Below are 23643 nucleotides of genomic sequence, written 5' to 3' on the forward strand. Positions count from 1 at the left end.
ATACATCGACTATTACAACAACGAACGCATTAAGCTAAAACTAAAAGGCCTGAGTCCGACACAATATCGAAATCAGGCCTTGGTTGCCGCTTAGAAATGAGTCCAACTTTACGGGGTCACTTCATTACTACAAGGGGCTTTTTTTTTGGCATTTAGGCCTTGTTTAACCTGTGTTTCGCATGCCCACGGCAATACCGGCTATGGTCACCATCATTGCCCTTTCCAACAAGGCATCGTGTTGACTGTCATCCAGTTTTCTTATTCTAGATAACAGTTCAATTTGTAGGAAATGTAAAGGTTGCAAGTAACCTGCTCTAATACTCATAGATTCTTTACCGCGAGGATCGGTTTCCATGACGCTTTCTTGACCTAATAATTTAAGTAAAGATTCAATACTTTCATCTAACTCGGTTCTTAGAGCTTGACCAAAGTACTGTAATTCACTCGGTACTAGACGGTCGTCATATTCTTTGCTGATTCGGGTATCTGCTTTGTTAAACACCATATCGAGCATCGATAAGCGGGAGTGGAAGAAGGGCCAGTTTTCCAACATGTCATCTATGGTTTGTTGTTGACCTGATTGATAGTAATCAGTCACAGCTTTCATAGACCCTAACCAAGACGGCAATACTAAGCGAGTTTGCGCCCAGGCAAAGATCCATGGGATGGCTCTAAGGCTTTCAATACCGCCAGTGGGTTTGCGTTTCGCGGGGCGACTTCCTAGGGGCAATTTTCCAAGTTCTTGCTCTGGGGTTGCCACTCTGAAATAAGGGACAAAGTTTTCATCATGACGAACTATCTTGCGATAGTTATCACGGCCTTCGTTGGCCATGGACGTGATGGCTTCTCGCCACTCTTGTTTAGGTTTAGGGGGCGGAAACAAAATTGCTTCTAGAATCGCGCTTGCATATAAACCTAAGCTTCCTTTAGCAAGCTCTGGCATACCAAATTTATAGCGTATTGTTTCACCCTGTTCAGTCACCCTGAAACCACCAGTAAGTGAACCAGGAGGTTGTGAGTGGATGGCAGCATGAGCAGGTAACCCGCCTCGGCCAATTGTACCACCACGACCATGGAACAAGGTTAACTTGGTATCAAATTCATCTGCGAGTTTCACTAAGGCTTCTTGAGACTCATATTGTGCCCAACCAGCGGCTAAAGCCCCTGCATCTTTCGCCGAATCTGAATAACCTATCATGACATACTGAGTGCCTTGAATGTAGCCGCGATACCAATCAATACTGAGTAATTGGGTCATGACCGATGCGGCGTTATTTAAGTCATCCAATGTTTCAAATAACGGGGCAACAGGCATAGGCCAATCCACACCCGTATCTTTAAGTAAAAGCTGCACGGCAAGTACGTCAGAGGGTAAACTTGCCATTGAAATAATATAAATGCCAAAGCCTTGTCGATTGTTTTTAGCGATAATACGACAGGTATCTAATACTTCCTGGACTTCTGCTGATGGTTCCCAATTTTCTGGGATTAATGGCCGTTTTGAGCCTAATTCCTTTAATAAGAACGCTTGCTTATCTTCTTCACTCCAATGCATGTAGTCACCCATGCCGAAGTAACGTGTTAATTCACCGAATACTTGAGCGTGACGCTCTGAATCTTGACGAATATCAAGCTTGAGTAAGTGCACACCAAAACAATGTACTCGTCGAATGGTGTCGAGTAATTTACCATCAGCGATTACTTGCATACCACATGCATGCAAGGATTCGTAGCAAACTAACAAAGGTGAAAGTAACTCATCTTGGGAGGTAACCCAATTACTGTCATCTACTTGGTGACCAGCTAAGAAGTCTTCGATACCTTCTTGAGTTTTAGCAAGCCTATGATAAAGAGGGCGTAGTAAGGCTCGATAGGGTTCTAGCTTATCTTCACCGACAATATCTTTTAAGGCTTGATTACAATCACCCATAGACAGTTCTACTTGCAGACCGTCAATATCTTTAGCAAAGAGTTTAGCCGCTCGTTTTCTGGCTAATAATAAAACTTCTTGGGTAATTTTTGATGTAACGTTAGGGTTACCATCGCGATCCCCCCCCATCCATGAACTAAATTGCACCGGTGATGCATCAATAGGTAAAGAAATACCGAATTTGTTATTTACCTTTTTATCTAAAGTACGGATAAATGCAGGAACGGCATCCCATAATGAGTTTTCGATGACCGAGAACCCCCAGCGAGCTTCATCCACTGGAGTCGGGCGCACAGAACGTATTTCTTCAGTATGCCAAGCTTGACTAATTAAGTCGGCAATGCGGGTTTCTATTTCGCCACGTTCGTCGTCTGAAAGCATGCTTTGATGCATTTCACGTAAGCAACGAGCCAGTTCACCGTGTTTATGAATTAAGGTACGACGGGTCACTTCTGTTGGGTGAGCGGTAAGTACTAAGTCAATTTTAAGCTGCTCGAAAGCATCCGCAAAATCTTTCTGATCGATTTTAGCGTCATCTAAATGTTCAAACAACTTTTCCACAGGGTCATCTGTTATGGAAATGCTATTGAATTCCTGTTCGGCAATATTGGCTAAATTTAGGAATTGTGAAAATGCTCTTCCTACTGTCAGAAGATCCTCATTGTTAAGTTCAGCAAATAGATCTTTTAACTGCTGAGTTGAATCGGTATCGCCTAAGTGAGACTTACGTCCTCCGATACGCACTGACTCTATTCGTTCAAGCCACTCTTCACCAAGCTGAGCTTTAATTGTGTCTCCGAGAGTCGAACCTAGAAATCGTACTGATTCCTTTAATTGAACTGCTAGTTGCTCTTTCACATATCCTCCAAACTGAATATACAAATTAGAATTTATTATTTATTAAATATGTTTTAGTTCGGGTACAAAGTTAAAACTTTCTTATATATTTAGGCCGTTTGAATAAGTTTTTATGGTTATTTTGATGCTTATTTTACGACTTTTATTATTTTACTCTTTTTGTATCTAACCAATTAGTTTTTGGGGTACAAGGCAACACCTTAATTATGTTATCATCGCCGTTTTATCTTTTCCCAATCAAAACAGGATATAACGTGACAGAAAAATATAACAGTGTTGAGCTTCAAGCAAGTTATGGTATTGGTTACCAAATGGGCGAACAATTGGCTTCTAATCCATTTGAAGGTCTTGACATCGAAGCAGTTAAAACTGGCTTAGAAGACGCTTTTGCTAAACAAGCACCCCAAGTTGACAATCAGACCTTGGGTGCTGCATTCAACGAAATTCACCAACGCATGCAAGCTGCTAAAGCTGAACAGCATAAAGGTGCTATCGAAGAAGGTGCCGCATACTTAGCTGAAAATGCTAAGCGTGCAGAAATTACGGTCACTCCTTCAGGCTTACAATATGAAGTATTGACTGCCGGTGAAGGTGAAAAACCTGCTGCGACTTCTAAAGTACGTACACATTACCACGGTACTTTAATTAACGGTAATGTATTTGATAGTTCATACGAGCGTGGAGAACCTGCTGAGTTCCCAGTAAACGGAGTTATCAAAGGATGGACAGAAGCATTACAAATGATGCCTGTTGGTTCTAAATGGCGTCTACACGTACCACACGACTTAGCTTATGGTGAGCAAGGTGCAGGTGGTGCAATTGGTCCTTTCAGTACGTTAGTATTTGATGTGGAACTATTAGATATCGTTGCTTAGTAATAGCAAATATCCATTGAAAAGGTCGGATTTATCCGGCCTTTTTTTGTGTTTTTTAACAAACCGTTAAAAGACCTAAACACACTTAGCTGCTAAAATGTACGATCAAACAACTAAATTAATAAAATAACAAACTTGGGGTAGTAAATGATTGACCTGATAACCAACCGTGACAGTAACGTCAAAAATGACGTGCTATCAGGAATAACTGTTGCCTTGGCATTGGTTCCTGAAGCGGTTGCCTTTGCCTTTGTCGCCGGCGTTGAGCCTATGGTGGGTCTCTATGCCGCTTTTATGATGGGCTTAATAACATCTGCAATTGGTGGTAGACCTGGAATGATTTCTGGTGCTACGGGCGCAATGGCCGTGGTCATGGTCGCGTTAGTTGCTGAGCATGATATTCAATACTTATTTGCCGCAGTCATTCTGGCCGGGATTTTGCAAATTCTCGCAGGTGTTTTCAGGTTAGGGAAATTTATACGTTTGGTGCCTTACCCAGTCATGCTGGGCTTTGTAAATGGCTTAGCAATCGTAATATTTCTTGCCCAATTAGGCCAATTCAAAGTAGTTAATGAGCTTGGCGTTCAGGAGTGGATGCAAGGCAGCATGCTGTATTGGATGTTGGGTTTAGTGGCATTAACTATGGCTATTATTTACTTTTTACCTAAGCTAACCACTGCTGTTCCGGCTTCACTTGTCGCCATTGTGACTGTTACCTTGTTAGTTCATGGTTTAGATTTAGAAGCGCGCACTGTCATTGATTTTGTGAGAGGCATGTTACCTGAAGATCAAAAAGCGACGGCTACCTTAGCAGGTGAATTACCCAGCTTCACTGTGCCTATGGTGCCGTTGAACATGGAAACCCTGTATATCATTTTACCTACCTCCGTCATTTTATGTTTGGTGGGGCTGATAGAATCACTCCTTACTTTGTCGTTAATAGATGAAATGACAGATACCCGAGGCCGTGGTAACAAAGAATGTGTTGGTCAAGGCGTTGCCAATACTGTTAATGGCTTCTTCGGTGGTATGGGGGGCTGTGCGATGATAGGTCAAAGCATGATTAACATTAACTCAGGTGGTCGTGGACGCTTATCAGGTATTACCGCTGCTTTAGTGTTACTTGGTTTTATTCTTTTTGCCGCACCGTTAATCGAAATGATCCCCTTAGCCGCATTAGTGGGTGTTATGTTTATTGTTGTAATTGGCACCTTTGAGTGGGCTTCATTCCGCATCGTGCGTGGGGTAAACAAAGAAGACGCATTTGTGTTGTTTTTGGTTACGGGTATTACCGTTGCTGCCGACTTAGCCATTGCGGTCGTTGTTGGTGTAATTGTTTCAGCGTTGGTTTTTGCCTGGAAACACGCAACTCATATTAGCGCGAAAACTCATACAGATGAAGATGGTTGGAAGGTTTACGATCTTGAAGGGCCGTTGTTCTTTGGTTCGGTTTTACATTTTAGAGATTTATTTGACCCTCAGAATGATCCGCAGGATGTAGTAATTGATTTCCGTGATTCACGAATCTGGGATTCTTCAGGTTTGGATGCCATTGATGGTTTGGCAGATAAGTACAAAGTCCAGGGTAAAAAATTGCATATTCGTCACATTAGCCCCGAATGCAGTAATTTGCTAACCAAGGCACAAGATTACGTGGAAATGAACGTGAATGAAGACCCACGTTATCGCATCGCATCCGACAAATTAGGTTAAAAAATTAATAGGGGATTTCCCTAAAGCAGTATCCTATCAGAAGGCCGGTAATTAATATCGGCCTTTTTTATGACGACAGATTCAGTTTATTTAGCCGTGGAAGGTTGAAACCGCACCTGTGACATTGTCGCGGGGCTAAAGCACCCTCCTACAGGGTGGAAATTTGTAGCAGGGTCTTTAGGCCATATCGCGGGGCTAACGCACCCGCCTACAGGGGGAAGTTTGTAGCAGGGTCTTTAGGCCATATCGCGGGGCTAAAGCGCCCGCCTACAGGTAAAATTTTGTCATCACCTGTAGCATGGTCTTTAGACCATGGGGGGCAAATGTCCCTTGCGGGGCTAATCGCCCCCTTAACAGACAAACTATTTTTGCGTCGTTAACCAAATAACTAATTCAACAAACTCATCTGGCGTCATTTTTGCGCCAAAGATTGCCTTATACTTGTCGTTCACGATAAAGGTTGGAACACTGCGTACGCCTTGGGTTAACTTATCGTTTTTGCGCACAGCGCCGCGTATGCCATAGCTATTGGCTAACTTCTTCAACTTAGCACTATCACCACCTGCTTGTGTATAAACCTGCAAAATATCATCCATGGACGCAATGCTTTTGCGCTCTTTATGAATCGCGGTAAATAGTGCTGTGTTAAATTTATCTGCTTGCCCCAGTTGTCGTGCAGCTAACATCGCTTTGGTCGCTGCAACCTGAGTCTCTTGAGTTGCGCCTCCCATAAAGTTCACATGGGCTTTGGTAAATGTCACATCACTGGGTAATTTACCTTTAAGCTCTTTTGCAATGCTTTCAAACGTAAAACAGTGTGGACACCAAAATGAAAACACTTCGCGAACCTGTTTAGTTTGGCTTGGTACCTCTTTCAACACTGTGTAGTGTTCACCTTCTTCCCATTTGGATTGTGCCATAGCAAGAGCTGGAACTGCGCATACAAACGCTATTAAAAGATTGCGCGTCAATTTGAAAATCATAAAAATAAAATCCTGTAAAAAGTAATGTTATTAATCTTGTTTAGATAACCAAACAACCAATTCTGCAATATCGTCTCTGGTCATACCTTCAGCGACTTGGGCTTGATATTTCCCATTAACAATAAAGTTAGGGACACCACTTAAATGTTCACGATAGGTTTCAATAGTTTGATTATTTTGTTTGAGTAGGTTATTAATTTGAAAGCTCGACTCCATTTTATCAAACTCATCACTGTCGATCCCTTTGGCTAGGAAAATGTTTCTTAATTCTGGAATACCAGTGATCAGTTGACGTTGTAAATGAATATAACTAAAGATAGCGCTATTCATTTCTTCTTCCTTATCCATCGTTCTGCCAATCAGAAGGGCTTTAGTCGCCGCATCTTGAACTTGTGGACTGGTAAAACGCATAAAATTCACATGCACTTTTTTGAATGTGACATCTTTATCTATTTTAAGTTTTATCTGTTCAACAATGGGTTCGAAGTTATAACAGTGTGGACACCAAAAAGAAAAGAATTCTAGTACTTCGGGTTGTTCTGATGCCGTGTCGCTAATGATTTGATAGTGGGTACCTTCTTTCCATTTAGAAGGCGGTGCCGATTGTTCTGATGAGCTCTCCTTAGAGCATGCTTGTAGTGATAAAAGTAAAAATAGCGCTAATACAGTTGATAGCTTTTTCATATCAATCAATTCCTTCAAAAATTTGCTAAAGGTTATCATAGCTAGTAAAAGATTAGGTATAGTTAATCAGTCAGATGAATACAATCTGCAGATGAAATGCATAAAAAAACCGCTTTAAGAAGCGGTTTTTATAAATCTAGGCTTTTCTACAAGGTAATGGTGGTGGATACAAAAAAGTTTTGTCCGGCAGTATTAAAGCCATTTACCTCCTGATAATCTTCATCAAAAAGATTATTTACACCGGCTTTAATACTAACTGATTCAACGATTTGCCAACGGGCACTTAAGTTTGTTACTTGGTAGTCTTCAATCTCAGCACCCGCTATGTCTACAGCGTTTCGAACACTTCTATAGGTAAGCTCTGCTGACACTTTATCGTCTAACCAGCCGTGTCTAATACCTAAGTTGAACTTGTTTCTAGGTCTTCTCAAACGGGCTTCACCAGAACTATCTTCCGCATCGTTATAGGTGTAATTAGCCCATAATCTTAAGCCGTTAGCAAATACTTGCTCAACACGGGTTTCAATTCCCTTAGATTTACTTTTTCCACTGGATTGCAAGTAGCCCTGGTAAGATGCCAAATCGAAAACGATTTCATTTTCTATGTACTGTTTGAAAAAGACCATTTCCGCGTTCAATCCATTTTTTGTATCGATAACAACGCCTAGGTCGAGGCCTTCACTATTTTCTTCGGCCAATTGTAAACCGGCAGCCTCACCGTATGCATAAGGGCCGTCGTTATAACTTTGCTCATAAATACTTGGCGCGCGGAAACCCGTTCCATAGGTCGTTTTAAACTTTACGTCAGCAAAATCAAAGGGCAGGACTTTGACTGCACCTAAGCGCACACTATTGTGTTTTCCAAAGGTGTCATTATCGTCGAATCGATAACCAAGGTTAAAGGCGAGTTGATTGTCGAACTGGCCTAACCATTCAACGAATAGGGATTTTTGATCTCGACTTAAATCACTGTTTTCGATTTCTTGAGTTTCTTTTTCAAGGCCAAATACCAAATCATGCTGTTGCCAGTTCAGGCTACCTAGATATTCAAACTTGTCGATGCTACCTGAATTGCTAAACCCGTACTCGCCATTATTGAAAAAATCCCTGTCAACATCCGTTTTGTTATAGGCAAGTTGATGTTGGCTGTGACTTCCCTGATAACTTAACGCGCCACGAACGGTTTGCTGTTCGGCTTCAGTGGTACAAGAATTGATGAGTGCGAAAGTGGCATTATCGTAGCAACCGTCGTATTGATTTTCGGCATCGACATTACGAAACACTACAGAAGCAGCGATATTTTCAGTTAATGCTAATTGTCCTTTAAAATGCACTGTTTGGTTGTCATAAGCATCTTTTTCGCCGCTATCATCAGAGGTTTTAGCATTAAAACCGTCACTTTCCACCTTTGATGCGGACAAAAAGAATGACCCTGAGTTGTTTCCTGCGGCAATATCCGCATTAAATATTTGGGTATCAAATGAGCCTGCCGCTAGGGTGCCACTGGCCTCAAAACCTTTTACCGGCTGCTTGCTGTATAGACTTATAATACCGCCAGCATCAGCGCCATAAGACAAGCCTTGGGTGCCTCTTAAAATTTCAATTCGAGATAACTGATTAATTAATACATCATCAAAAATCGGCGCGACTTGTGGCGATGAGGTATCACTTAGTTCAACATCATCAATATATAATTTGGTTCTGAATGCTTCTTCACCACGAATTCTGACAGCGGTACTTTTACCTAAACCGCCTGAATTTGACACGCCAACACTTGGGGTTTGACGCAAAATTTCAGTGACATTGATTGCGGTTTGCATTTCAATGTCATTTTCATCTAACACAGAAACACTGGTAGCGAGTCGATTAGTTGGTAATTGAATTCGGCTAGAAACAACGGTCATCTTTTCAATGTCTTGTTGTTCTTGCGAGTTTGATTGAGCATAGAGATTGGAAGATGCTAGTGCCAAGCTAACGCTTAACCCTATAAGAGTCGTTTTATTTTGCATTTTGTTAAGCCTTGTTAAGTACTCCGCCCGAGTACTAGATCATATGAGTGACAGTTCGTGGTTTTAATCACGAACCTATGCTTCTCAGGCCGGTATCCGGGCTCACAAGTGCCTAATAAAGACTTGATTAATACCTTCCCATTCTTTCAAACAGTGGTGACTTATTAATCAACTATACCTTTGGGTATCACTTGTTTACCGTTGCGGGGGCAGCGTCAGCATAAATCAGATAAAGATCTGATTGCACTGTCTTCCCGTTTAACCACCTATGGTGGCACCTAAGAGGTGTGCATTATATCCATCTGTTCTTAAAAAAATAGGTCTTTATTTTTTCTGTTATTAAAATAACGTCAAACTGGGCTCTTGAAGGGCGGAATATTGTTCTTTTAAGGCCAATATTTGTTGTTCCCAATATTTAGCGTCGGCAAACCATGGGAACGCTTGAGGAAATGCGGGATCTTGCCAACGACGGGATAACCACGCCATGTAGTGAACCATACGCATTGCCCGCAAAGGTTCAATTAAGCTAAGTTGTGCGCTGTCGAATTGGGAAAATTCTTCATAGGCTTCAACTAGTGTGTCCATTTGTATTCGTTGCTGGTAAGTGTCACCAGATAACATCATCCATAAGTCCTGAATAGCTGGACCCATTCTGCAATCATCCAAATCTACGAAGGTTGGACCATCTCGCCATAAAATATTGCCCGGATGACAGTCACCGTGAAGACGTATGCTAGTGTTAGGTTTATATAAGCTTGCTGCTAACCCGCTTACTTGTTCTAAAATGGTGAAAAATGCGGTGTGTAAACTGCTCGGAATGAGTTCCGTTTTATGCAAGGTTGCTACCGCATCAAGCAAATGCTCCTGCACACTGAAGGTCGGACGATATGCAAATGAATGACCTTTTGATACTTGATGAATGCGACCGATAAAGCGTCCCATCCATTCCAGTTGGTCAAGATTATCCACTTCGAATTGTCGACCACCCACAGATGGGAAAATGGCAAAATGAAACCCCTGATAACTGTGCAAGGATGAGTCGTCTGTGCGCAAGGGTGCTACCACCGGGATTTCATGGTCATTTAGTTCTTGGGCAAAGTCGTGTTCTTCTTGAATCTGTTCGCGACTCCAACGCTGAGGGCGATAAAACTTGGCTACATAGCGTTGTTTATCGTCGCAAACAAATTGATAAACCCTATTTTCATAACTGTTTAACGCCAGTAATCCTGAGTCTACTAAATAGCCTTTGGACTCAATAGCATCCAAAATTGTATCAGGGCCCAGTTGCGCGAAATCAAATGTTGTATCAATTGAGTCACTCATCGATAGATAAACTTACTGGTTTCACTCATTTCAATGGGGGTGTCATGGCCATCGATAGACGTGACTTTAAATTTAAACTCAATGACTGTTTCATCTAATGCATAAGGGTCAATGGCAATGCTAATTGGTAAGTTTAATACTTCACCGCCTGCAACTGTTACTTGTTCTGGACCTATATATTTATTACCTTCTAAACCGACTACATCAATTTTATAAGTGTGTTGAGTTTGAGATTTGTTTAATACTTTTAAGGTGTAGACATTTTCGATTAATCCCTCATTGGTCTCTCTAAACAACGAATTGCGATCTCGAATAATGTCGACTTCCAATGGTACTCGAGCGATAATCTCGTAGGCTAAAAGAGACGTCATAATTAATAGTACGACGGCGTATCCAATCAATTTGGGACGGAATATCTTAGTTTTACCGCCGGCCAATTCATGTTCCGATGTAAAACTAATTAACCCCTTGGGATAATTCATTTTCTCCATTACCCCATTACATGCATCAACACAGGCACCACAGTTAATGCATTCATATTGAAGACCATTGCGAATATCGATGCCTGTGGGGCATACCTGAACACACAAGTTACAATCGATGCAGTCACCAATGCCTTTTTGTTTGATTTCTTCGTAACTGGTTTTCCGTGAACGGGGTCCGCGTTTTTCTCCCCGGCTAGGGTTATAAGCAACGGTAAAAGTATCTTTATCAAACATGGCAGATTGAAATCTGGCATAAGGACAAATGTGAGTACACATGATTTCTCGCATCCAGCCAGCATTCCCATAGGTACAAACCGTAAAAAAGATAACTGAAAACCCCGCCCAAAAACTGACATTGAAGGTGAAAAAGTCCATAAACAATTGGTTTATTGGGGTGAAATAACCTACAAAACTAAGAGCTGTCAGCAACGCCACTGTTATCCAAGCAAAGTGTTTTAACGATTTGCGCCAAAACTTGTCGAAATCCATTTTTCGTTGGTCAAGTCTAATGCGCTTGTTTCTAGCTCCTTCTATTTTTTCTTCAAACCAAATATAAATAAATGTCCAAGTGGTTTGCGGGCACATAAATCCGCACCAAACTCGGCCAGCAAAGGTGGTGACAAAGAACAGCGCGAAGGCGCTAATAATCAGAATCCAGGCGAGTAGGGTTAAATCCTGTGGCCAAAGGGTGAGGCCAAATATATTGAAGCGCTGGGCTCCAATATCAAATAGAACCGCTTGATTTGAATTGTATTGAATCCAAGGGATGACTGCAAAAATACCTAGAAAAATTAAGCCGAAGAAGCGTCGAAAAGTCTCTAACGTCCCCTCAACTGCGCGGACATAAATTCGACTTCGTGGTGTATAAGCATTTTCATGCTTACTGGCTTCTGGTTGGTGAACTTTTACGGCGGTGACATCTTTGATTGGAATGCGTTCACTCATTCATTTATCCTTTACGGGACTGCTAAAAATTACAATTAAATCGAAATTTTTATAAGTTAACAAATTATCTCCCTATTATCGCACAGACTGTTCGCTTATTGTTAATCTGGATCAATGAATTAACTGGTTTTTTTAGCGTTTCAGCTATGTTGGGGCCTAACACCGTTAAGAATAATTGTCTGAATGCTATGTAATGTCGCGGCAAAAAATTCAGGATCGTCTAAACTTTGTCCAGTAACGGCCTCCACTTGGACACGAAAATCTGCATAATGTTGGGTTGTGGCCCAAATGCTAAAAATTAAATGGTAGGGATCAATAGGCGCTAACTTTCCGGCTTTAATCCAATCTGAAATGACTTGAACTTTTGCTTCGACAATTGCTCGTAATGGTGATTCCAATTGATTAAACAAAAGTGGCGCACCTTGCACTACTTCCATACAAAATAAACGGGACTCTTTAGGGTTGTCACGGGATAACGCTAATTTTACTTCTATATAATTTGCAATGGCCTCTATGGGATCTTGCTCTGAATTAAATCCTTTAAGTGGCACTAACCATACATCCAATAACTGCTGTATCACTTCAACGTAAAGCAGCTCTTTACTGGCAAAATAATACAGTAAGTTGGTTTTTGATACCTTGGCTAAATCAGCGATTTGTTCAACACTGGTGCCGTGAACCCCGTTGCTAGAAAATAAATCTAGCGCCGCTTGCATAATAATTTTACGCTTATTACGTTTTGCTTCAATACGTTTACTTTGCGTTTTAGAGCTTGATTCGCGTGTCGATTTTTTTAATGATTTTTTTGCTGGAGTAGAACTCATCTGACTATGGATATCCTATTTTAATGTTTCCCTGTCCACTATGTTTTAACCAAGATTTTGTTATTAAGCAAACCTAACTGATTTTAAACTTAAATAAATAACCCAACAAGGTGCTGCATCATTTGTGCGCAAATTGCACAAACCTAGTGCCTCAATGTAGACCAAGTGGTCCATATTTTTTGATGGGTTTGCAGTAACTATTTGTTATTTATGCTTTATATTTGGTTGGCGCACTTTGTGCTTTTCAGTTAGTGCTATCAATAAACTTCGGTATCTCAAACCCCCGCTGTTGCTAAATGCTGTTGACTAAACAAAATGTCTAAGGGGGTGGCTGCTCGTTATCTAATGAACAATAAGTGAGGCAACAATGGAAGTAGGTGTATTTATCCCAATTGGGAATAATGGTTGGTTAATTTCAAGTACGTCACCCCAGTACAAGCCTAGTTTTGATCTGAATAAAGATGTTGTTGTTAAAGCTGAACATTATGGTTTGGACTTTGCGCTTTCGATGATCAAATTGCGAGGATTTGGCGGCAAAACCGAGTTTTGGGATTACAACCTCGAATCCTTTACGCTAATGGCGGGCTTGGCCGCGGTGACAGAAAAAATCAAATTATACGCGACCGCCGCTACCTTGGTTATGCCGCCTGCCATTGTTGCAAGAATGGCTACAACCATAGATTCTATTTCACACGGTCGTTTTGGGATCAACTTAATAACCGGTTGGCAAAGACCTGAATATTCGCAAATGGGAATGTGGCCTGGGGATCAGTTTTTCTCTAATCGTTATGAGTATCTTGCGGAATACATCAAAGTCTGTAAAGAACTATGGGAAACCGGTAAGAGTGATTTCAAAGGCGAACATTTTCAAATGGATGATTGCAGGATGCTGCCAAAACCTGAAAAAAACATCCCAATTATTTGTGCTGGTCAAAGTGCCGCAGGAATGGCGTTTTCTGCGCAACATGCCGATTACAACTTCTGTTTCGGAAAAGGTTTAAACACGCCAACTGCCTTTGCGTCTACTGCTGAAAGATTGCAGGATGCGGCCCAAAAAGTGGGTCGGAATGTAGGCTCGGTGGTCTTAATCATGGTGATCGCCGCAGATACCGATGAAAACGCCATGGCAAAGTGGCAATTATATAAAGATGGCAAAGACCAAAGTGCGTTGGACTGGATGACGACTCAAGGCGCTGCGGACAAAAAGTCAGGTAAAGACACTAACATTCGTGATATGACAGATCCCACTTCTGCGGTTAATTTGAATATGGGCACCTTGGTTGGTTCATTTGCTTCGGTGGCCGCAATGTTGGATGAAATTGACACCGTCCCCGGTTGCGAAGGCGTGCTCCTCACCTTCGATGATTTTATTCAAGGAATGGATGATTTTGGTCAAAAAATACAACCATTAATGAAATCTCGCCAACATATTCTTACTGCCCAACCTCAAGCTAAGGAAGCCTGATGCTGAATAACGGTGAATTGAATATTGCTGGGCTTCGCAACGCAGATAAAAGTAATGAAGTCATTTTGTCGGCGCAACCAGAGCCTCTGGCAATGGATATTAAACAAACAGCGCTTATCGTGGTCGATATGCAAAACGCTTATGCCAGCAAAGACGGCTATTTAGATAAAGCGGGTTTTGATATATCGAGTACCGGTCCAGTGATTGCTAATATCACTAAAGCCATAGCCGCAGCGAGAAAAGCAGGCATAACCGTGGTGTTTTTCCAAAATGGATGGGATGCAGAATATGCTGAAGCGGGCGGACCAGGTTCACCCAATTGGTACAAGTCTAATGCGCTTAAAACAATGCGCAAGCAACCTGAACTAAAAGGCACTTTGTTGGCAAAAGGATCATGGGACTATCAGTTGATTGATGAGCTCAGTCCAAAACCAGGTGACATAGTTATTCCTAAAACCCGCTACAGTGGCTTTTTCAATACAAATTTAGACAGCATGCTGCGCAGTCGCGGTATTCGTAATTTAGTCTTCACCGGCATAGCAACCAATGTATGTGTGGAATCTACCTTAAGGGATGGTTTTTTCTTGGAGTATTTTGGAGTGGTGTTAGCGGATGCAACCCATCAAGCCGGCCCCGATATGATTCAAGAGTCAGCCCTATACAACATTTCTACATTTTTTGGTTGGGTGTCAACAGTCGAAGATTTTTGCAAAGTCGTTGCCTAATGATGGCAAAACACGCTAACTCAACTTTCCTAAACCCTAAAACATAGGTAATTAAGTATGACTAAAAAATCAATTATACCAGCAGGAACAGGCAAGCCATTAGCACCTTATGTGCCTGGCTCAATGGCTGATAATATTTTGTATGTTTCAGGTACTTTGGCCTTTGATAAAGACAACAATGTGGTACACGTTGGTGATGCCGAAGCGCAAACTCGTCATGTATTGGAGAGTATCAAAGGTGTCGTTGAGGCTGCTGGTGGAACTATGGACGATATCACCTTCAATACTATTCTACTTCGTGATTGGGAAGACTATGCTGCTATCAACCAAGTTTATGCAGAGTATTTTGCTGGCGAAAAACCCGCTCGGTATTGTATTCAATGTGGTTTAGTGAAACCAGACGCACTGGTTGAGATTGCCAGTGTTGCGCACATAGACCAAGGATAATAAATATATGCATTTAATTGCATGGTGTTGTTCTAAGCAATGCTTTTCATTTGAGTGCATGCATTTTAACCAACTTAAATGAATAAGTGAGCAACATGTTTTACGAAGTAGTTGGTTTGCAAGATAGTACTGCGCCCACCGTGGTTTTAAGTTCGGGATTGGGTGGCTCTGGGCGTTTTTGGGAAACACTAATACCAGTTTTAGAATCCACATGGCGGATAATTGTTTATGATCATAATGGAACAGGAAGAAGTCCAGCGAGTTTACCTAACGACTATTCGATAAAATCGATGAGCAAAGAATTACTCGCATTATTAAACGATATCCAAATACAACAATGTCATTTCGTTGGCCATGCATTGGGCGGTTTGGTGGGGTTAGAAATTGCCCTGCAACGTCCAGAGATCCTTCAATCTTTGGTACTCATTAACGCCTGGAGTAGCCCAAACCCACACACCCTTCGTTGTTTTAATATTCGCAAGGCACTATTACATAATTGTTCAGCCGAAGTGTACTTGCAGATGCAGGCACTTATGCTCTATCCGCCGGATTGGATTGCGGAAAATGTCGAATTACTCAACCTCGAAGAACAACATATGTTGAAAAGCTTTCCCGATAAACAAAATTTGCTGGCCCGAATCTCCGCATTGAGCCAGTTTGATATCGATGGGCAACTCAATGCAATCACTACCAATACCCTAATAATTGCCAATAAAGACGATGCCTTAGTACCATGGCAACGTTCTGCTATCTTGGCAAATGGGATTGGCAATTCAAAACTACACATTTTTGAATATGGCGGGCATGCGTGTACAGTAACCATAACTGATGAATTTAATCAGCTTTTACTTGAACATCTTAATCACTTTTTAAAGGGTCATTGAATCAACGCCTAATTTCAGGTGACTCTGACATAACTCGGTTTGGAATTTATAAATTATGACAACACAATTAGATAATGCGGCATTAGCGCAATTATTCACTCAAGCTCATACTCACACTAGCTGGCAGGATCGAAGCATACCCAAAGAATTGCTATTGCAGTTGTATGACTTGGTTAAATTGGGGCCAACATCCGCTAATTGCTGTCCGGCTCGTTTTGTTTTTATCAGTTCAGATGAGGGCAGGGAGAAGCTAAAACCAGCTTTATCTAATGGCAATATAGAGCAAACTATGAGTGCGCCTTGTACCGTGATTGTTGCATACGATAGTGAATTTTATGAGCAATTACCGACTCTGTTTCCCTACGCGGATGCCCGCAGTTGGTTTACTTCCAGTCCGGATGCAGCCTACGAAACTGCCATGCGTAATAGCTCTCTACAAGGCGCTTATTTAATTAGCGCTGCCAGAGCTCTAGGGCTAGACACTGGCGCAATGTCAGGGTTTAATCCCGAGTTGCTTAATCAAACCTTCTTTGAAAACAGCACGTGGAAAGTTAATTTTTTGATTAACTTAGGTTACGGTGATGGCATCAAAGTGCATAAGCGACTTCCTCGTTTGGCCTTTGATGAAGCCTGTGAAATTGTATAGCCCTTTGGCTTTACTCTGCTGTTAAAGGCGAATGTAATTAGGAGTGGTCCAGTGGAACCAGATATAAAAAAATCATCCTCACAATCTAATGGGATGCCTTGCATAACACCAGAGTGTTTTCGAGATAGCATGGCAAGTTTAGCCGGTGCCGTTAATATCGTCACTACCTCTGGTGATACTGGTGATGTGGGGTTTACTGCAACTGCGGTATGCAGTGTAAGTGATAATCCGGCGACCTTATTGGTCTGTTTAAATAGAAGTGCTTCGGTACACAGTGCGTTCGTTGACAGTCCTTATTTAGCGATAAATACACTTACCGAAGGCCATGAACCATTGTCGAATGTATTTGGTGGTAAAGCTGCAATGGCAGATCGTTTTGCAATAGGGAAGTGGGAAAGATTGAAAACCGGGTCGCCAGTGCTAGCAGACGCTGCTGTCGCCTTTGATTGTAAAATCACGCATATTCAAAGTGTTGCTACTCACGATGTTATCTTTTGTGAGGTCGTCGCAGTGAAGCAAAGAGAACAAGCTGGCGCTTTAGTTTATTTCCAACGGGGATATCACCATTTGCGTGATTGAATTTTACTGTCAGCATAGAGGCTTTTTCGCCTACAGCTTTTATAAAACAATTATCTGGTTATTAAATTGAGCTAAGTATTTGTTTATATGGGTATTGATTAACAGACTCTTGTATAAGCATGGATAATACCTGAGTCTTTAAAAGCTAGACTAGTTAGTCTAAGTTAGACTTCCGTTTTGGCTCTGGGCATTTTTTGTCCTGTTTAGATGTGAAACTATGTTTAGGTATTTAATTATTTTAGCGGAAATAGTGATCTTAGTCATGGCGCTGCGCTCGCCATTTGCTCAGTATTTGCTAGCGGATATTCAAAATAGCTTAACCCAATTCATGACTGATATATCCATGAAAATGGAAAAAACGCAACTTAAAGATGTGCGTTATTCTTTGGCTCCTTACACTGAACAAATGCGTGATTTTCAGCGAGATTATATATTACAAATTACCGATAGTTCTGAAAACCTAGTGAATTTCCACGCTAAATATTGTATTGAGCGCGAAATCAATCCTTACGTAAATGGCTCAAACTTAGAGCTGGTTTGTCACACAATTAGTCATTCTACCTTGTTACAAGTTAGCGAGTCTGGCTAGGGGAGTTGCAACATAACCTTTGTATCTGGATATGAGCTCAATTGTTACGCGACTTAATCATAGGTGCAGTTTTAAATAAAAGACAAAAGCTTGCGCCACCTAATTCGGCGTTTTCAACCCAGCACTCACCTTCATGCCAGTGCATTATGCGTTTGATAATCGCCAGTCCTAATCCTGCGCCACCACGTTTTCTATCACGACTATTGTCTGGACGGAAGAAAGGCTCGAAAATACGTTTTTGATAAATTTCAGGTACCCCTAAGCCGTCGTCTTCCATGCGCACTAATATTCCTTTTGAGTCACGGGAAACCTGAATTGAAATTGTTGATTGCGCATATCGACTGGCATTATTAAATAGGTTGTCTATTACCCTTTCGATGAAGTGTTCGTCACCTAAGATAGTATAATCTGAGCCGACAATATCAATTTTTAATTGGGATGGAATACTTTTCTGTATATAGCTAACCCGTTGCTTACATAAGGTGAGAAGGGGGATCTCTGTGATGTTTAACTCTGGCTCTTGCACTTCCATACTGGTGTAGCTCAACATTTCCTGTACTAACTTTTCTAATTCATCAATATCTTTATTCATCTCGCTCCAAGGGCCCCCTTGAGCATAATCATGAGCCGCAATGGCGAATTTTAAGCGAGACAGGGGAGTTCTGAATTCGTGGGCAACCGCCCCCGTTAGCTCTCTCTGTGTATTTAATAATTCTCGTACCCGATTACCCAAGTCGTTCAAGGCAATAGCAATTGGGTACACAACTGAAGTTCGGTCGATTTCGATAGGTGGGAAATCTCCGCTTGGGCCAATACGCGTTGCCGTTTGTTTTAGCTGTAGGAGATCTTTCCACAAAGGCCATAACCACAGCGCAATTACACCTGCTAATAGAAAGAAAAATAAACCACTGTAAAGTATGTATTTGCTGTTGCTTGTTTGATTGGGCAATAAGGTAATCTCAAGCAATTTTTCGCTGGGTGATTGAAAATAGATTTGAGTACCCTTGTGATTATCAAATAACACAACAGGTAATTGGTTTTCTAATGTTGTTAATTCTTCAGCGTTCCATGCCATATCACCTTTATTCAATGTTCTCACTGAAAACAGCTTGGTATCTAGATCACCAGCCGTTATCCCACCTCGTTGGTGCAAAGCAGTGAGTGAATTAATGAGTAAGGCATCACTTTGATTAATGCTGTCATCGTTAAAAAAGACATGGTTGAGCAAAGCACTTAACGCAACTAAGGATAAGGCGATAAAAATATATAGGCTTAGAAATAACCGAGTCATGTTGTTGCTGGGGATTTTTTCAAAATGGGGTTACTCCCAAGCATCAGGAACGAAGAAGAACCCTTTGCCCCAAATTGTTTTGATTTTATAAGGGTTTTGCGGATTATCTCTGAGCTTTTTGCGTAAACGAGAAATGCGGACATCAGCTGATCTGTCTAAACCATCATACTCTCTGCCAATTAATTCACTGTAAAGGGTCTCTCGTTCAACCAATTTGGATGGATTGCTGGCTAATTTCCACAACATATCGAATTCATGACTGGTCAATTGTATGGTCTCATTTGCTAAAAATACTTGTCGAGAATTGCGATTTATACGCAATTGCCCAAAATGTAATTGAGCGCTTTGGGATTGAGTGTCATTGGTTAGGGTTTCGCTACGCCTTAACAAGGCATTTATTCGCGCTAACAATACGCGAGGTTCAACGGGTTTTATCACATAATCATCTGCGCCGAGTTCCAACCCCAACACCTGATCAAAATCGGAGCTTTTAGCTGTGACGAATAGTAGGGGGCCAGTAAAGGTTTTACGCAATTTTTTACACAATTCGAAACCATCTTCCCCTGGCAGCATGATATCCAAAATAATAATGTCTGGTTCAAATTTGCTCATGGTGTTGGACAAATTAACAGAATCATATAAACACTGAACTTCAAAATCTTGCTGATTCAGAAAATTAGCCATTAATTGACTCAATCGTTTGTCATCTTCAATTAGTAGAATACGCTTGCTCAAAATAGACTCCAAGGTTGCCTTACCCGCCTAACTCGCTTTTTACTTGCTCTGGCTTTGATATCCAGTTGATGGGATAAAATGACCTTACCATTATCAGATTTGAGATATAACGTGGTTTCTTCAATGAAACGAATAATAAGGGTTTTGTTAACCGCAGCACCTGTCCAGCAGTTTAATCGAGTTTGCCCTTGATAATAGCAGTATGTTCCTGGTGCTAAATTCTCAAATTTGAGGGTTAAAACCATTTCACAGGTATCCCCTAAGTTTTCAACGATGCATACCTTTGGTTGTACACGCCAGCTCGGTGTTTGACTCCAGGAGTTCGGCAAGTATGCAAGTGCTAACAAACTAATCATTGATAGGGAGCCCAAAAAGGTTTTTGGTTTGCGGTGAATCATCAAAACCGACGCCCCACGCCAAAAAATACATTGCTGACATTGTTTTCTTCAACAATGGGGCTATTAACCATTGAAGCATGGAGTTTACGATATGCTAGGTTAGCTACCCAGTGCCAATCTTCATTCAGCTTTTGGGTGTATAAAAAGGATAACCCCGGCTGTATTCCAGATGAGACCGAGTAGTGAAAGCTGGAGTCGATAGTATCTTTTTCGTTAATCCCATAGTAATAATTTGCTAGTTTAGCGCTCTTCCAAATTAAACTTGGACGAACGACAAATTGCCAGTCATCACCTGACCAAAAATACTGATAGGATAAATTGGCCTTTTGACCGTTATGCACTTTGCTTGCATCGGTTTCGATGGAGAAACTGACTTCATGATTTCCGCTATAGAAGTGAAATCGAGTACCGAAATTCATTGCCCAATTGCGGTCACTAATTTCATCAACAGACAATCTTAGGTTATCAGAATTCGGCTCATCTTCTGAGCCTTTATCAGGCGTGTCTACTGAAGGAGAAGAGGGGAGAACGGCAGGGACAGTGACGTTGCCAGGGTGCCAAAGCTCAAAGAATGTTTTCTCACGATCTAGGGTTAAATAGCTTTCAACGCCGAACTCTTGAGTTTGTAACCATTGGTAGCCTAGTTCAGCATTATCAAAATAAAACTGTTCGCCATACCAGGCAACATCAATCAATATAAGGTTCGGGAAGTTGTCGCCGTCTACTAATGGATTTGTACGTAAGCCTAATCCAAACGCCACACCAATATCCCATTCTCCTTCATGAATGCAGTATTTAGATGCTTCACAGCTCAAAGTTGGTATTGCATAACTCGTTGCAATGAAAAAGATAACGTATTTAAGATAGTGTTTTAACACCCCAGTCCTCAACCTTTTATTAGTGCAATTCTAATATGCAAAACGTCCCTCAATATTCAAGGTTAACAGACCTTTTACAATGGGACATCTCAGGGTTACAAATTTTCACAATTATTGTCAATTGATAATAGAAAATGACAAATTCATTGACTAGGATTAGTCCAATAAATTTCGCAAAATTTAGGTTTAGGTGTTTGCCATGTACGGATATAAAGTTGCAACAACCGTGTTTTATTCTGCCTTACTATTGGCTGGATGCGGCGGAAGTGGAGGGAAAAGTGAAACCAACACCAAAGTGATTGAATCGCCTCCTCAAGTCAATCAACCAACTGGGTTTATCGGACCTTTAGCTCAAGATGCTGGAAAAGCCGAAGAGTATATTAAAAATGGGATTTATGCCGCTTCATTATTTGCTGCAGATTCTATTGTCGAAGGGGACGTGGCAAGTCCGAGCCTGGCAACTCCCCAATTTTCTGCAACGAACACCATTGAAAGTGGCGTCGATGAAGCTGACAGAGTTAAATATGATGGGCAAACTTTCTATTTGGCAAATTACCCTGTTTGGTCATATGAAAACCAAAGCCCCGCGGATATAGGTATTATTCAGCGCAGCGACAACAATAGCTTAAGTCGTTTGGAGAGTCTTCAATTGGCTCGTGAAGATGACAATATTATGGGAATTTACTTACACCAAAACCGCTTAGTTGCAATAAGTTCTGAGTCGCCTATTTATCCTATTCATGGGATTACAATTGCGCCTTGGGAACCCGTAGAGCAGCAATTTGATATTCAAATTTTTAATGTAAGTGATCCCGAAAATGCCACTGAGGCAAATCTACTTACCTTTGATGGTGCATTGCTTTCGACTAGAAGGATAGAGGAGCAGCTTTACTTAGTTAGTAGCTATGTGCCCTATATTGAAGGGCTCCAGCCGCAGGCGAGTACAGATGAAGAGAAATTGGCCAACTATCAAAAAGTCGCGCAATTAGATGCTGATGAGTTGATGCCGCATTTGAACATTGATGGTCAATCCAGCGCAATGAATGATATGTCAGAATGTTATGTTGCAGAATCTGCGGAGGAAAATGATGGTTACGCGCAGATATTGACGGTGACGAGAGTCAATATAGAAGATCCCAATGATCACCAGTCCATTTGTATGAGTTTACAAGCTTATTTGCTCTATATGTCGGAACAATCCATGTACTTAGCCAGCAGTATTGAAGGACAACAAACTGCTTTTCATAAAGTGAGTTTGGAAACTATGGCGTACCAGGCTTCTGGGGAGGTAGATGGTATTTTGAGCTGGCGCAGCGATCCTCTATTTAAAATTGATGAAAGTGAAGGCTATTTGCGGGTAGTCACTACGGATTATTCTGTTTCTCCAGCAACTCATCAACTTAGGGTATTGAGCCAAAATGGCAATGAATTAGCGATTGTTGCCAGCCTGCCAAATGAAAATCACACTGAAACCATAGGTAAACCCGGTGAAGATATTTACGCAGTGAGATTTATTGATGACAAAGCTTACATAGTAACATTTGAACGAATTGATCCCTTATATGTAATTGATTTGAGTGACAATACAACACCATTTATCGCCGGTAGTTTAGAGATACCAGGTTTTTCCAGTTATTTGCACCCCCTTAAGAATGGTTTATTGTTAGGAGTTGGACAGCAAGTCGAGATTGAAGATCTAGCTAACAGCACCGATTCCAACCTAGTTGAAAACAATCCATCGGACCTAAAAAGCAGTGCTGAAACAATGTTGTCGCCACCGCCTGCTGAACCCGTAGGCATGAAAATCAGCTTATTTGATATTCGAGATAGTAGTCACCCCATTGAACTCTCATCATGGATTGCAGCTGATGCATTCACGCCAGTTGAGTTTAATTATAAAGCGTTGAGTGTATTGGAAGTGGGCGGGCATTATCGGTTTGCCTTTCCAGTGGAAAAACTCAACAGTGACAGCGATATTAGCATCCTGGAAAACGTGGTTGATGTTCCGGGCAATAGTTTGATGTTATTTGAAGTTGAATCGAAAAGTGAATCGCCAGAGTTGCAATGGTTAGGCAATGTCAAAGGGGATGATGCTAGTAATGAATATAGCTACTCTGGTGATGATCGCAGCGTGATCCAAGGTGATTACGTGTATTACTTCCGTGGAAATCAAGTTTGGCAGGCATTGTGGGATAACCCGAGTGCTGCCATAGGACCTTTTTAAGGCTGTCCATTTAACGCCTTAGCGTTTTAGGGCGTTAGGCCTGTAGAGCCGTCATTCATTACGGCGGCTCTTTTTTTGTTTTACATGTTTGGCGAAGGGAACATTTTAGTTAATTTGCCTGTCTACTCTAATAGAATCAATAAAGCTCTCAAA

The 23643-nt window shown here is 41.4% G+C and carries 22 protein-coding genes and 1 riboswitch; of the genes, 11 read left to right on the forward strand and 11 right to left on the reverse strand.

Translation table 11 applies throughout. The features are described 5' to 3' along the window. On the forward strand, window positions 1-94 hold a 94-nt coding region (locus tag ACYVIL_RS12905), incomplete at its 5' end, for an IS3 family transposase (RefSeq protein ID WP_460312743.1). A 69-nt stretch (window positions 95-163) separates the two neighbouring features. Here the strand turns inward: ACYVIL_RS12905 and ppc are convergent. Beyond that, a complete protein-coding gene (ppc, locus tag ACYVIL_RS12910; protein WP_460312707.1) occupies window positions 164-2788 on the reverse strand; it encodes a phosphoenolpyruvate carboxylase in 2625 nt (874 codons plus the stop codon). 206 nt (window positions 2789-2994) lie between these two features. Here ppc and ACYVIL_RS12915 point away from each other — a divergent pair, with 206 nt between their 5' ends. Beyond that, a complete protein-coding gene (locus ACYVIL_RS12915; protein WP_460312708.1) occupies window positions 2995-3663 on the forward strand; it encodes an FKBP-type peptidyl-prolyl cis-trans isomerase in 669 nt (222 codons plus the stop codon). Between the two features lie 147 nt (window positions 3664-3810). Beyond that, entirely contained in the window at window positions 3811-5376 is a 1566-nt protein-coding gene (locus ACYVIL_RS12920) for a SulP family inorganic anion transporter (RefSeq protein ID WP_303472785.1), read from the forward strand. A gap of 362 nt (window positions 5377-5738) precedes the next feature. On the opposite strand, the gene ACYVIL_RS12925 is transcribed toward ACYVIL_RS12920, so the two are convergent. From ACYVIL_RS12925 to rutR, 6 genes are all read right to left on the reverse strand, one after another. Further along, window positions 5739-6359 carry a DsbA family protein gene (locus tag ACYVIL_RS12925; protein ID WP_460312709.1) on the reverse strand — a complete coding sequence of 207 codons (621 nt, stop codon included), beginning with the start codon at window positions 6357-6359 and terminating at the stop codon, window positions 5739-5741. Between the two features lie 30 nt (window positions 6360-6389). Then, a complete protein-coding gene (locus ACYVIL_RS12930) occupies window positions 6390-7043 on the reverse strand; it encodes a thiol:disulfide interchange protein DsbA/DsbL (RefSeq protein ID WP_460312710.1) in 654 nt (217 codons plus the stop codon). A 146-nt stretch (window positions 7044-7189) separates the two neighbouring features. Then, window positions 7190-9052: a TonB-dependent receptor plug domain-containing protein gene (locus tag ACYVIL_RS12935; protein WP_460312711.1), complete on the reverse strand. Its 1863-nt coding sequence runs from the start codon at window positions 9050-9052 to the stop codon at window positions 7190-7192. A 70-nt stretch (window positions 9053-9122) separates the two neighbouring features. Next, window positions 9123-9349, reverse strand: a riboswitch (cobalamin riboswitch). A 42-nt stretch (window positions 9350-9391) separates the two neighbouring features. Then, window positions 9392-10375: a serine/threonine protein kinase gene (locus tag ACYVIL_RS12940; RefSeq protein ID WP_460312712.1), complete on the reverse strand. Its 984-nt coding sequence runs from the start codon at window positions 10373-10375 to the stop codon at window positions 9392-9394. Beyond that, on the reverse strand, window positions 10372-11805 hold the full coding sequence (gene ccoG / locus ACYVIL_RS12945; RefSeq protein WP_460312713.1) for a cytochrome c oxidase accessory protein CcoG: 1434 nt from the start codon (window positions 11803-11805) through the stop codon (window positions 10372-10374). Before ccoG ends, ACYVIL_RS12940 begins: the two co-directional genes overlap by 4 nt. Window positions 11806-11945: 140 nt before the next feature. Next, on the reverse strand, window positions 11946-12629 hold the full coding sequence (rutR, locus tag ACYVIL_RS12950) for an HTH-type transcriptional regulator RutR (RefSeq protein ID WP_460312714.1): 684 nt from the start codon (window positions 12627-12629) through the stop codon (window positions 11946-11948). A 367-nt stretch (window positions 12630-12996) separates the two neighbouring features. Between rutR and rutA the strand changes: the two genes are divergently transcribed. The 7 genes from rutA to ACYVIL_RS12985 all read left to right on the forward strand — a co-directional run bounded on the left by rutA (window position 12997) and on the right by ACYVIL_RS12985 (window position 17964). Next, on the forward strand, window positions 12997-14094 hold the full coding sequence (gene rutA / locus ACYVIL_RS12955) for a pyrimidine utilization protein A (RefSeq protein WP_303472771.1): 1098 nt from the start codon (window positions 12997-12999) through the stop codon (window positions 14092-14094). After that, window positions 14094-14819, forward strand: a complete 726-nt coding sequence (rutB, locus tag ACYVIL_RS12960) for a pyrimidine utilization protein B (RefSeq protein ID WP_460312715.1) — start codon at window positions 14094-14096, stop codon at window positions 14817-14819. The genes rutA and rutB overlap by 1 nt, the downstream gene beginning before the upstream one ends. Before the next feature lie 57 nt (window positions 14820-14876). Continuing rightward, window positions 14877-15266, forward strand: a complete 390-nt coding sequence (gene rutC / locus ACYVIL_RS12965) for a pyrimidine utilization protein C (RefSeq protein ID WP_460312716.1) — start codon at window positions 14877-14879, stop codon at window positions 15264-15266. 95 nt (window positions 15267-15361) lie between these two features. Continuing rightward, entirely contained in the window at window positions 15362-16150 is a 789-nt protein-coding gene (rutD, locus tag ACYVIL_RS12970) for a pyrimidine utilization protein D (protein WP_460312717.1), read from the forward strand. Window positions 16151-16205: 55 nt separating this feature from the next. Then, window positions 16206-16796: a malonic semialdehyde reductase gene (locus tag ACYVIL_RS12975; protein WP_460312718.1), complete on the forward strand. Its 591-nt coding sequence runs from the start codon at window positions 16206-16208 to the stop codon at window positions 16794-16796. 51 nt (window positions 16797-16847) lie between these two features. Next, window positions 16848-17375, forward strand: coding sequence for a flavin reductase (locus ACYVIL_RS12980; RefSeq protein WP_460312719.1), 528 nt, complete (start codon window positions 16848-16850; stop codon window positions 17373-17375). 217 nt (window positions 17376-17592) lie between these two features. Then, on the forward strand, window positions 17593-17964 hold the full coding sequence (locus tag ACYVIL_RS12985) for a hypothetical protein (RefSeq protein ID WP_460312720.1): 372 nt from the start codon (window positions 17593-17595) through the stop codon (window positions 17962-17964). 37 nt (window positions 17965-18001) lie between these two features. On the opposite strand, the gene ACYVIL_RS12990 is transcribed toward ACYVIL_RS12985, so the two are convergent. Genes ACYVIL_RS12990 through ACYVIL_RS13005 form a run of 4 tightly spaced genes read right to left on the reverse strand, consistent with a single transcriptional unit; the run spans window position 18002 to window position 21266 of the window. Continuing rightward, window positions 18002-19255 carry an ATP-binding protein gene (locus ACYVIL_RS12990; protein ID WP_460312721.1) on the reverse strand — a complete coding sequence of 418 codons (1254 nt, stop codon included), beginning with the start codon at window positions 19253-19255 and terminating at the stop codon, window positions 18002-18004. A 30-nt stretch (window positions 19256-19285) separates the two neighbouring features. Further along, entirely contained in the window at window positions 19286-19990 is a 705-nt protein-coding gene (locus tag ACYVIL_RS12995) for a response regulator (RefSeq protein WP_460312722.1), read from the reverse strand. After that, the gene (locus ACYVIL_RS13000; protein WP_460312723.1) at window positions 19987-20346 is read right to left on the reverse strand and encodes a DUF3019 domain-containing protein; all 360 of its coding nucleotides are present in this window, start codon (window positions 20344-20346) and stop codon (window positions 19987-19989) included. Before ACYVIL_RS13000 ends, ACYVIL_RS12995 begins: the two co-directional genes overlap by 4 nt. A gap of 41 nt (window positions 20347-20387) precedes the next feature. Then, window positions 20388-21266: a MipA/OmpV family protein gene (locus ACYVIL_RS13005; protein WP_460312724.1), complete on the reverse strand. Its 879-nt coding sequence runs from the start codon at window positions 21264-21266 to the stop codon at window positions 20388-20390. A gap of 199 nt (window positions 21267-21465) precedes the next feature. Between ACYVIL_RS13005 and ACYVIL_RS13010 the strand changes: the two genes are divergently transcribed. Continuing rightward, window positions 21466-23490: a beta-propeller domain-containing protein gene (locus ACYVIL_RS13010; protein WP_460312725.1), complete on the forward strand. Its 2025-nt coding sequence runs from the start codon at window positions 21466-21468 to the stop codon at window positions 23488-23490. Window positions 23491-23643 lie beyond the last annotated feature (153 nt).

This window comes from Aliiglaciecola aliphaticivorans (assembly GCF_054782055.1).

What these genes read in the sequence shown, in the direction of transcription:
- ACYVIL_RS12915 (WP_460312708.1), top strand. Translation starts at nt 2,995, where the DNA reads ATGTTATCATCGCCGTTTTATCTTTTCCCAATCAAAACAGGATATAAC.
- ACYVIL_RS12920 (WP_303472785.1), top strand. Translation starts at nt 3,811, where the DNA reads ATGATTGACCTGATAACCAACCGTGACAGTAACGTCAAAAATGACGTG.
- ACYVIL_RS12925 (WP_460312709.1), bottom strand. Translation starts at nt 6,359, where the DNA reads ATGATTTTCAAATTGACGCGCAATCTTTTAATAGCGTTTGTATGCGCA.
- ACYVIL_RS12930 (WP_460312710.1), bottom strand. Translation starts at nt 7,043, where the DNA reads ATGAAAAAGCTATCAACTGTATTAGCGCTATTTTTACTTTTATCACTA.
- ACYVIL_RS12935 (WP_460312711.1), bottom strand. Translation starts at nt 9,052, where the DNA reads ATGCAAAATAAAACGACTCTTATAGGGTTAAGCGTTAGCTTGGCACTA.
- ACYVIL_RS12940 (WP_460312712.1), bottom strand. Translation starts at nt 10,375, where the DNA reads ATGAGTGACTCAATTGATACAACATTTGATTTCGCGCAACTGGGCCCT.
- ccoG (WP_460312713.1), bottom strand. Translation starts at nt 11,805, where the DNA reads ATGAGTGAACGCATTCCAATCAAAGATGTCACCGCCGTAAAAGTTCAC.
- rutR (WP_460312714.1), bottom strand. Translation starts at nt 12,629, where the DNA reads ATGAGTTCTACTCCAGCAAAAAAATCATTAAAAAAATCGACACGCGAA.
- rutA (WP_303472771.1), top strand. Translation starts at nt 12,997, where the DNA reads ATGGAAGTAGGTGTATTTATCCCAATTGGGAATAATGGTTGGTTAATT.
- rutB (WP_460312715.1), top strand. Translation starts at nt 14,094, where the DNA reads ATGCTGAATAACGGTGAATTGAATATTGCTGGGCTTCGCAACGCAGAT.
- rutC (WP_460312716.1), top strand. Translation starts at nt 14,877, where the DNA reads ATGACTAAAAAATCAATTATACCAGCAGGAACAGGCAAGCCATTAGCA.
- rutD (WP_460312717.1), top strand. Translation starts at nt 15,362, where the DNA reads ATGTTTTACGAAGTAGTTGGTTTGCAAGATAGTACTGCGCCCACCGTG.
- ACYVIL_RS12975 (WP_460312718.1), top strand. Translation starts at nt 16,206, where the DNA reads ATGACAACACAATTAGATAATGCGGCATTAGCGCAATTATTCACTCAA.
- ACYVIL_RS12985 (WP_460312720.1), top strand. Translation starts at nt 17,593, where the DNA reads ATGTTTAGGTATTTAATTATTTTAGCGGAAATAGTGATCTTAGTCATG.
- ACYVIL_RS12990 (WP_460312721.1), bottom strand. Translation starts at nt 19,255, where the DNA reads ATGACTCGGTTATTTCTAAGCCTATATATTTTTATCGCCTTATCCTTA.
- ACYVIL_RS13000 (WP_460312723.1), bottom strand. Translation starts at nt 20,346, where the DNA reads ATGATTAGTTTGTTAGCACTTGCATACTTGCCGAACTCCTGGAGTCAA.
- ACYVIL_RS13010 (WP_460312725.1), top strand. Translation starts at nt 21,466, where the DNA reads ATGTACGGATATAAAGTTGCAACAACCGTGTTTTATTCTGCCTTACTA.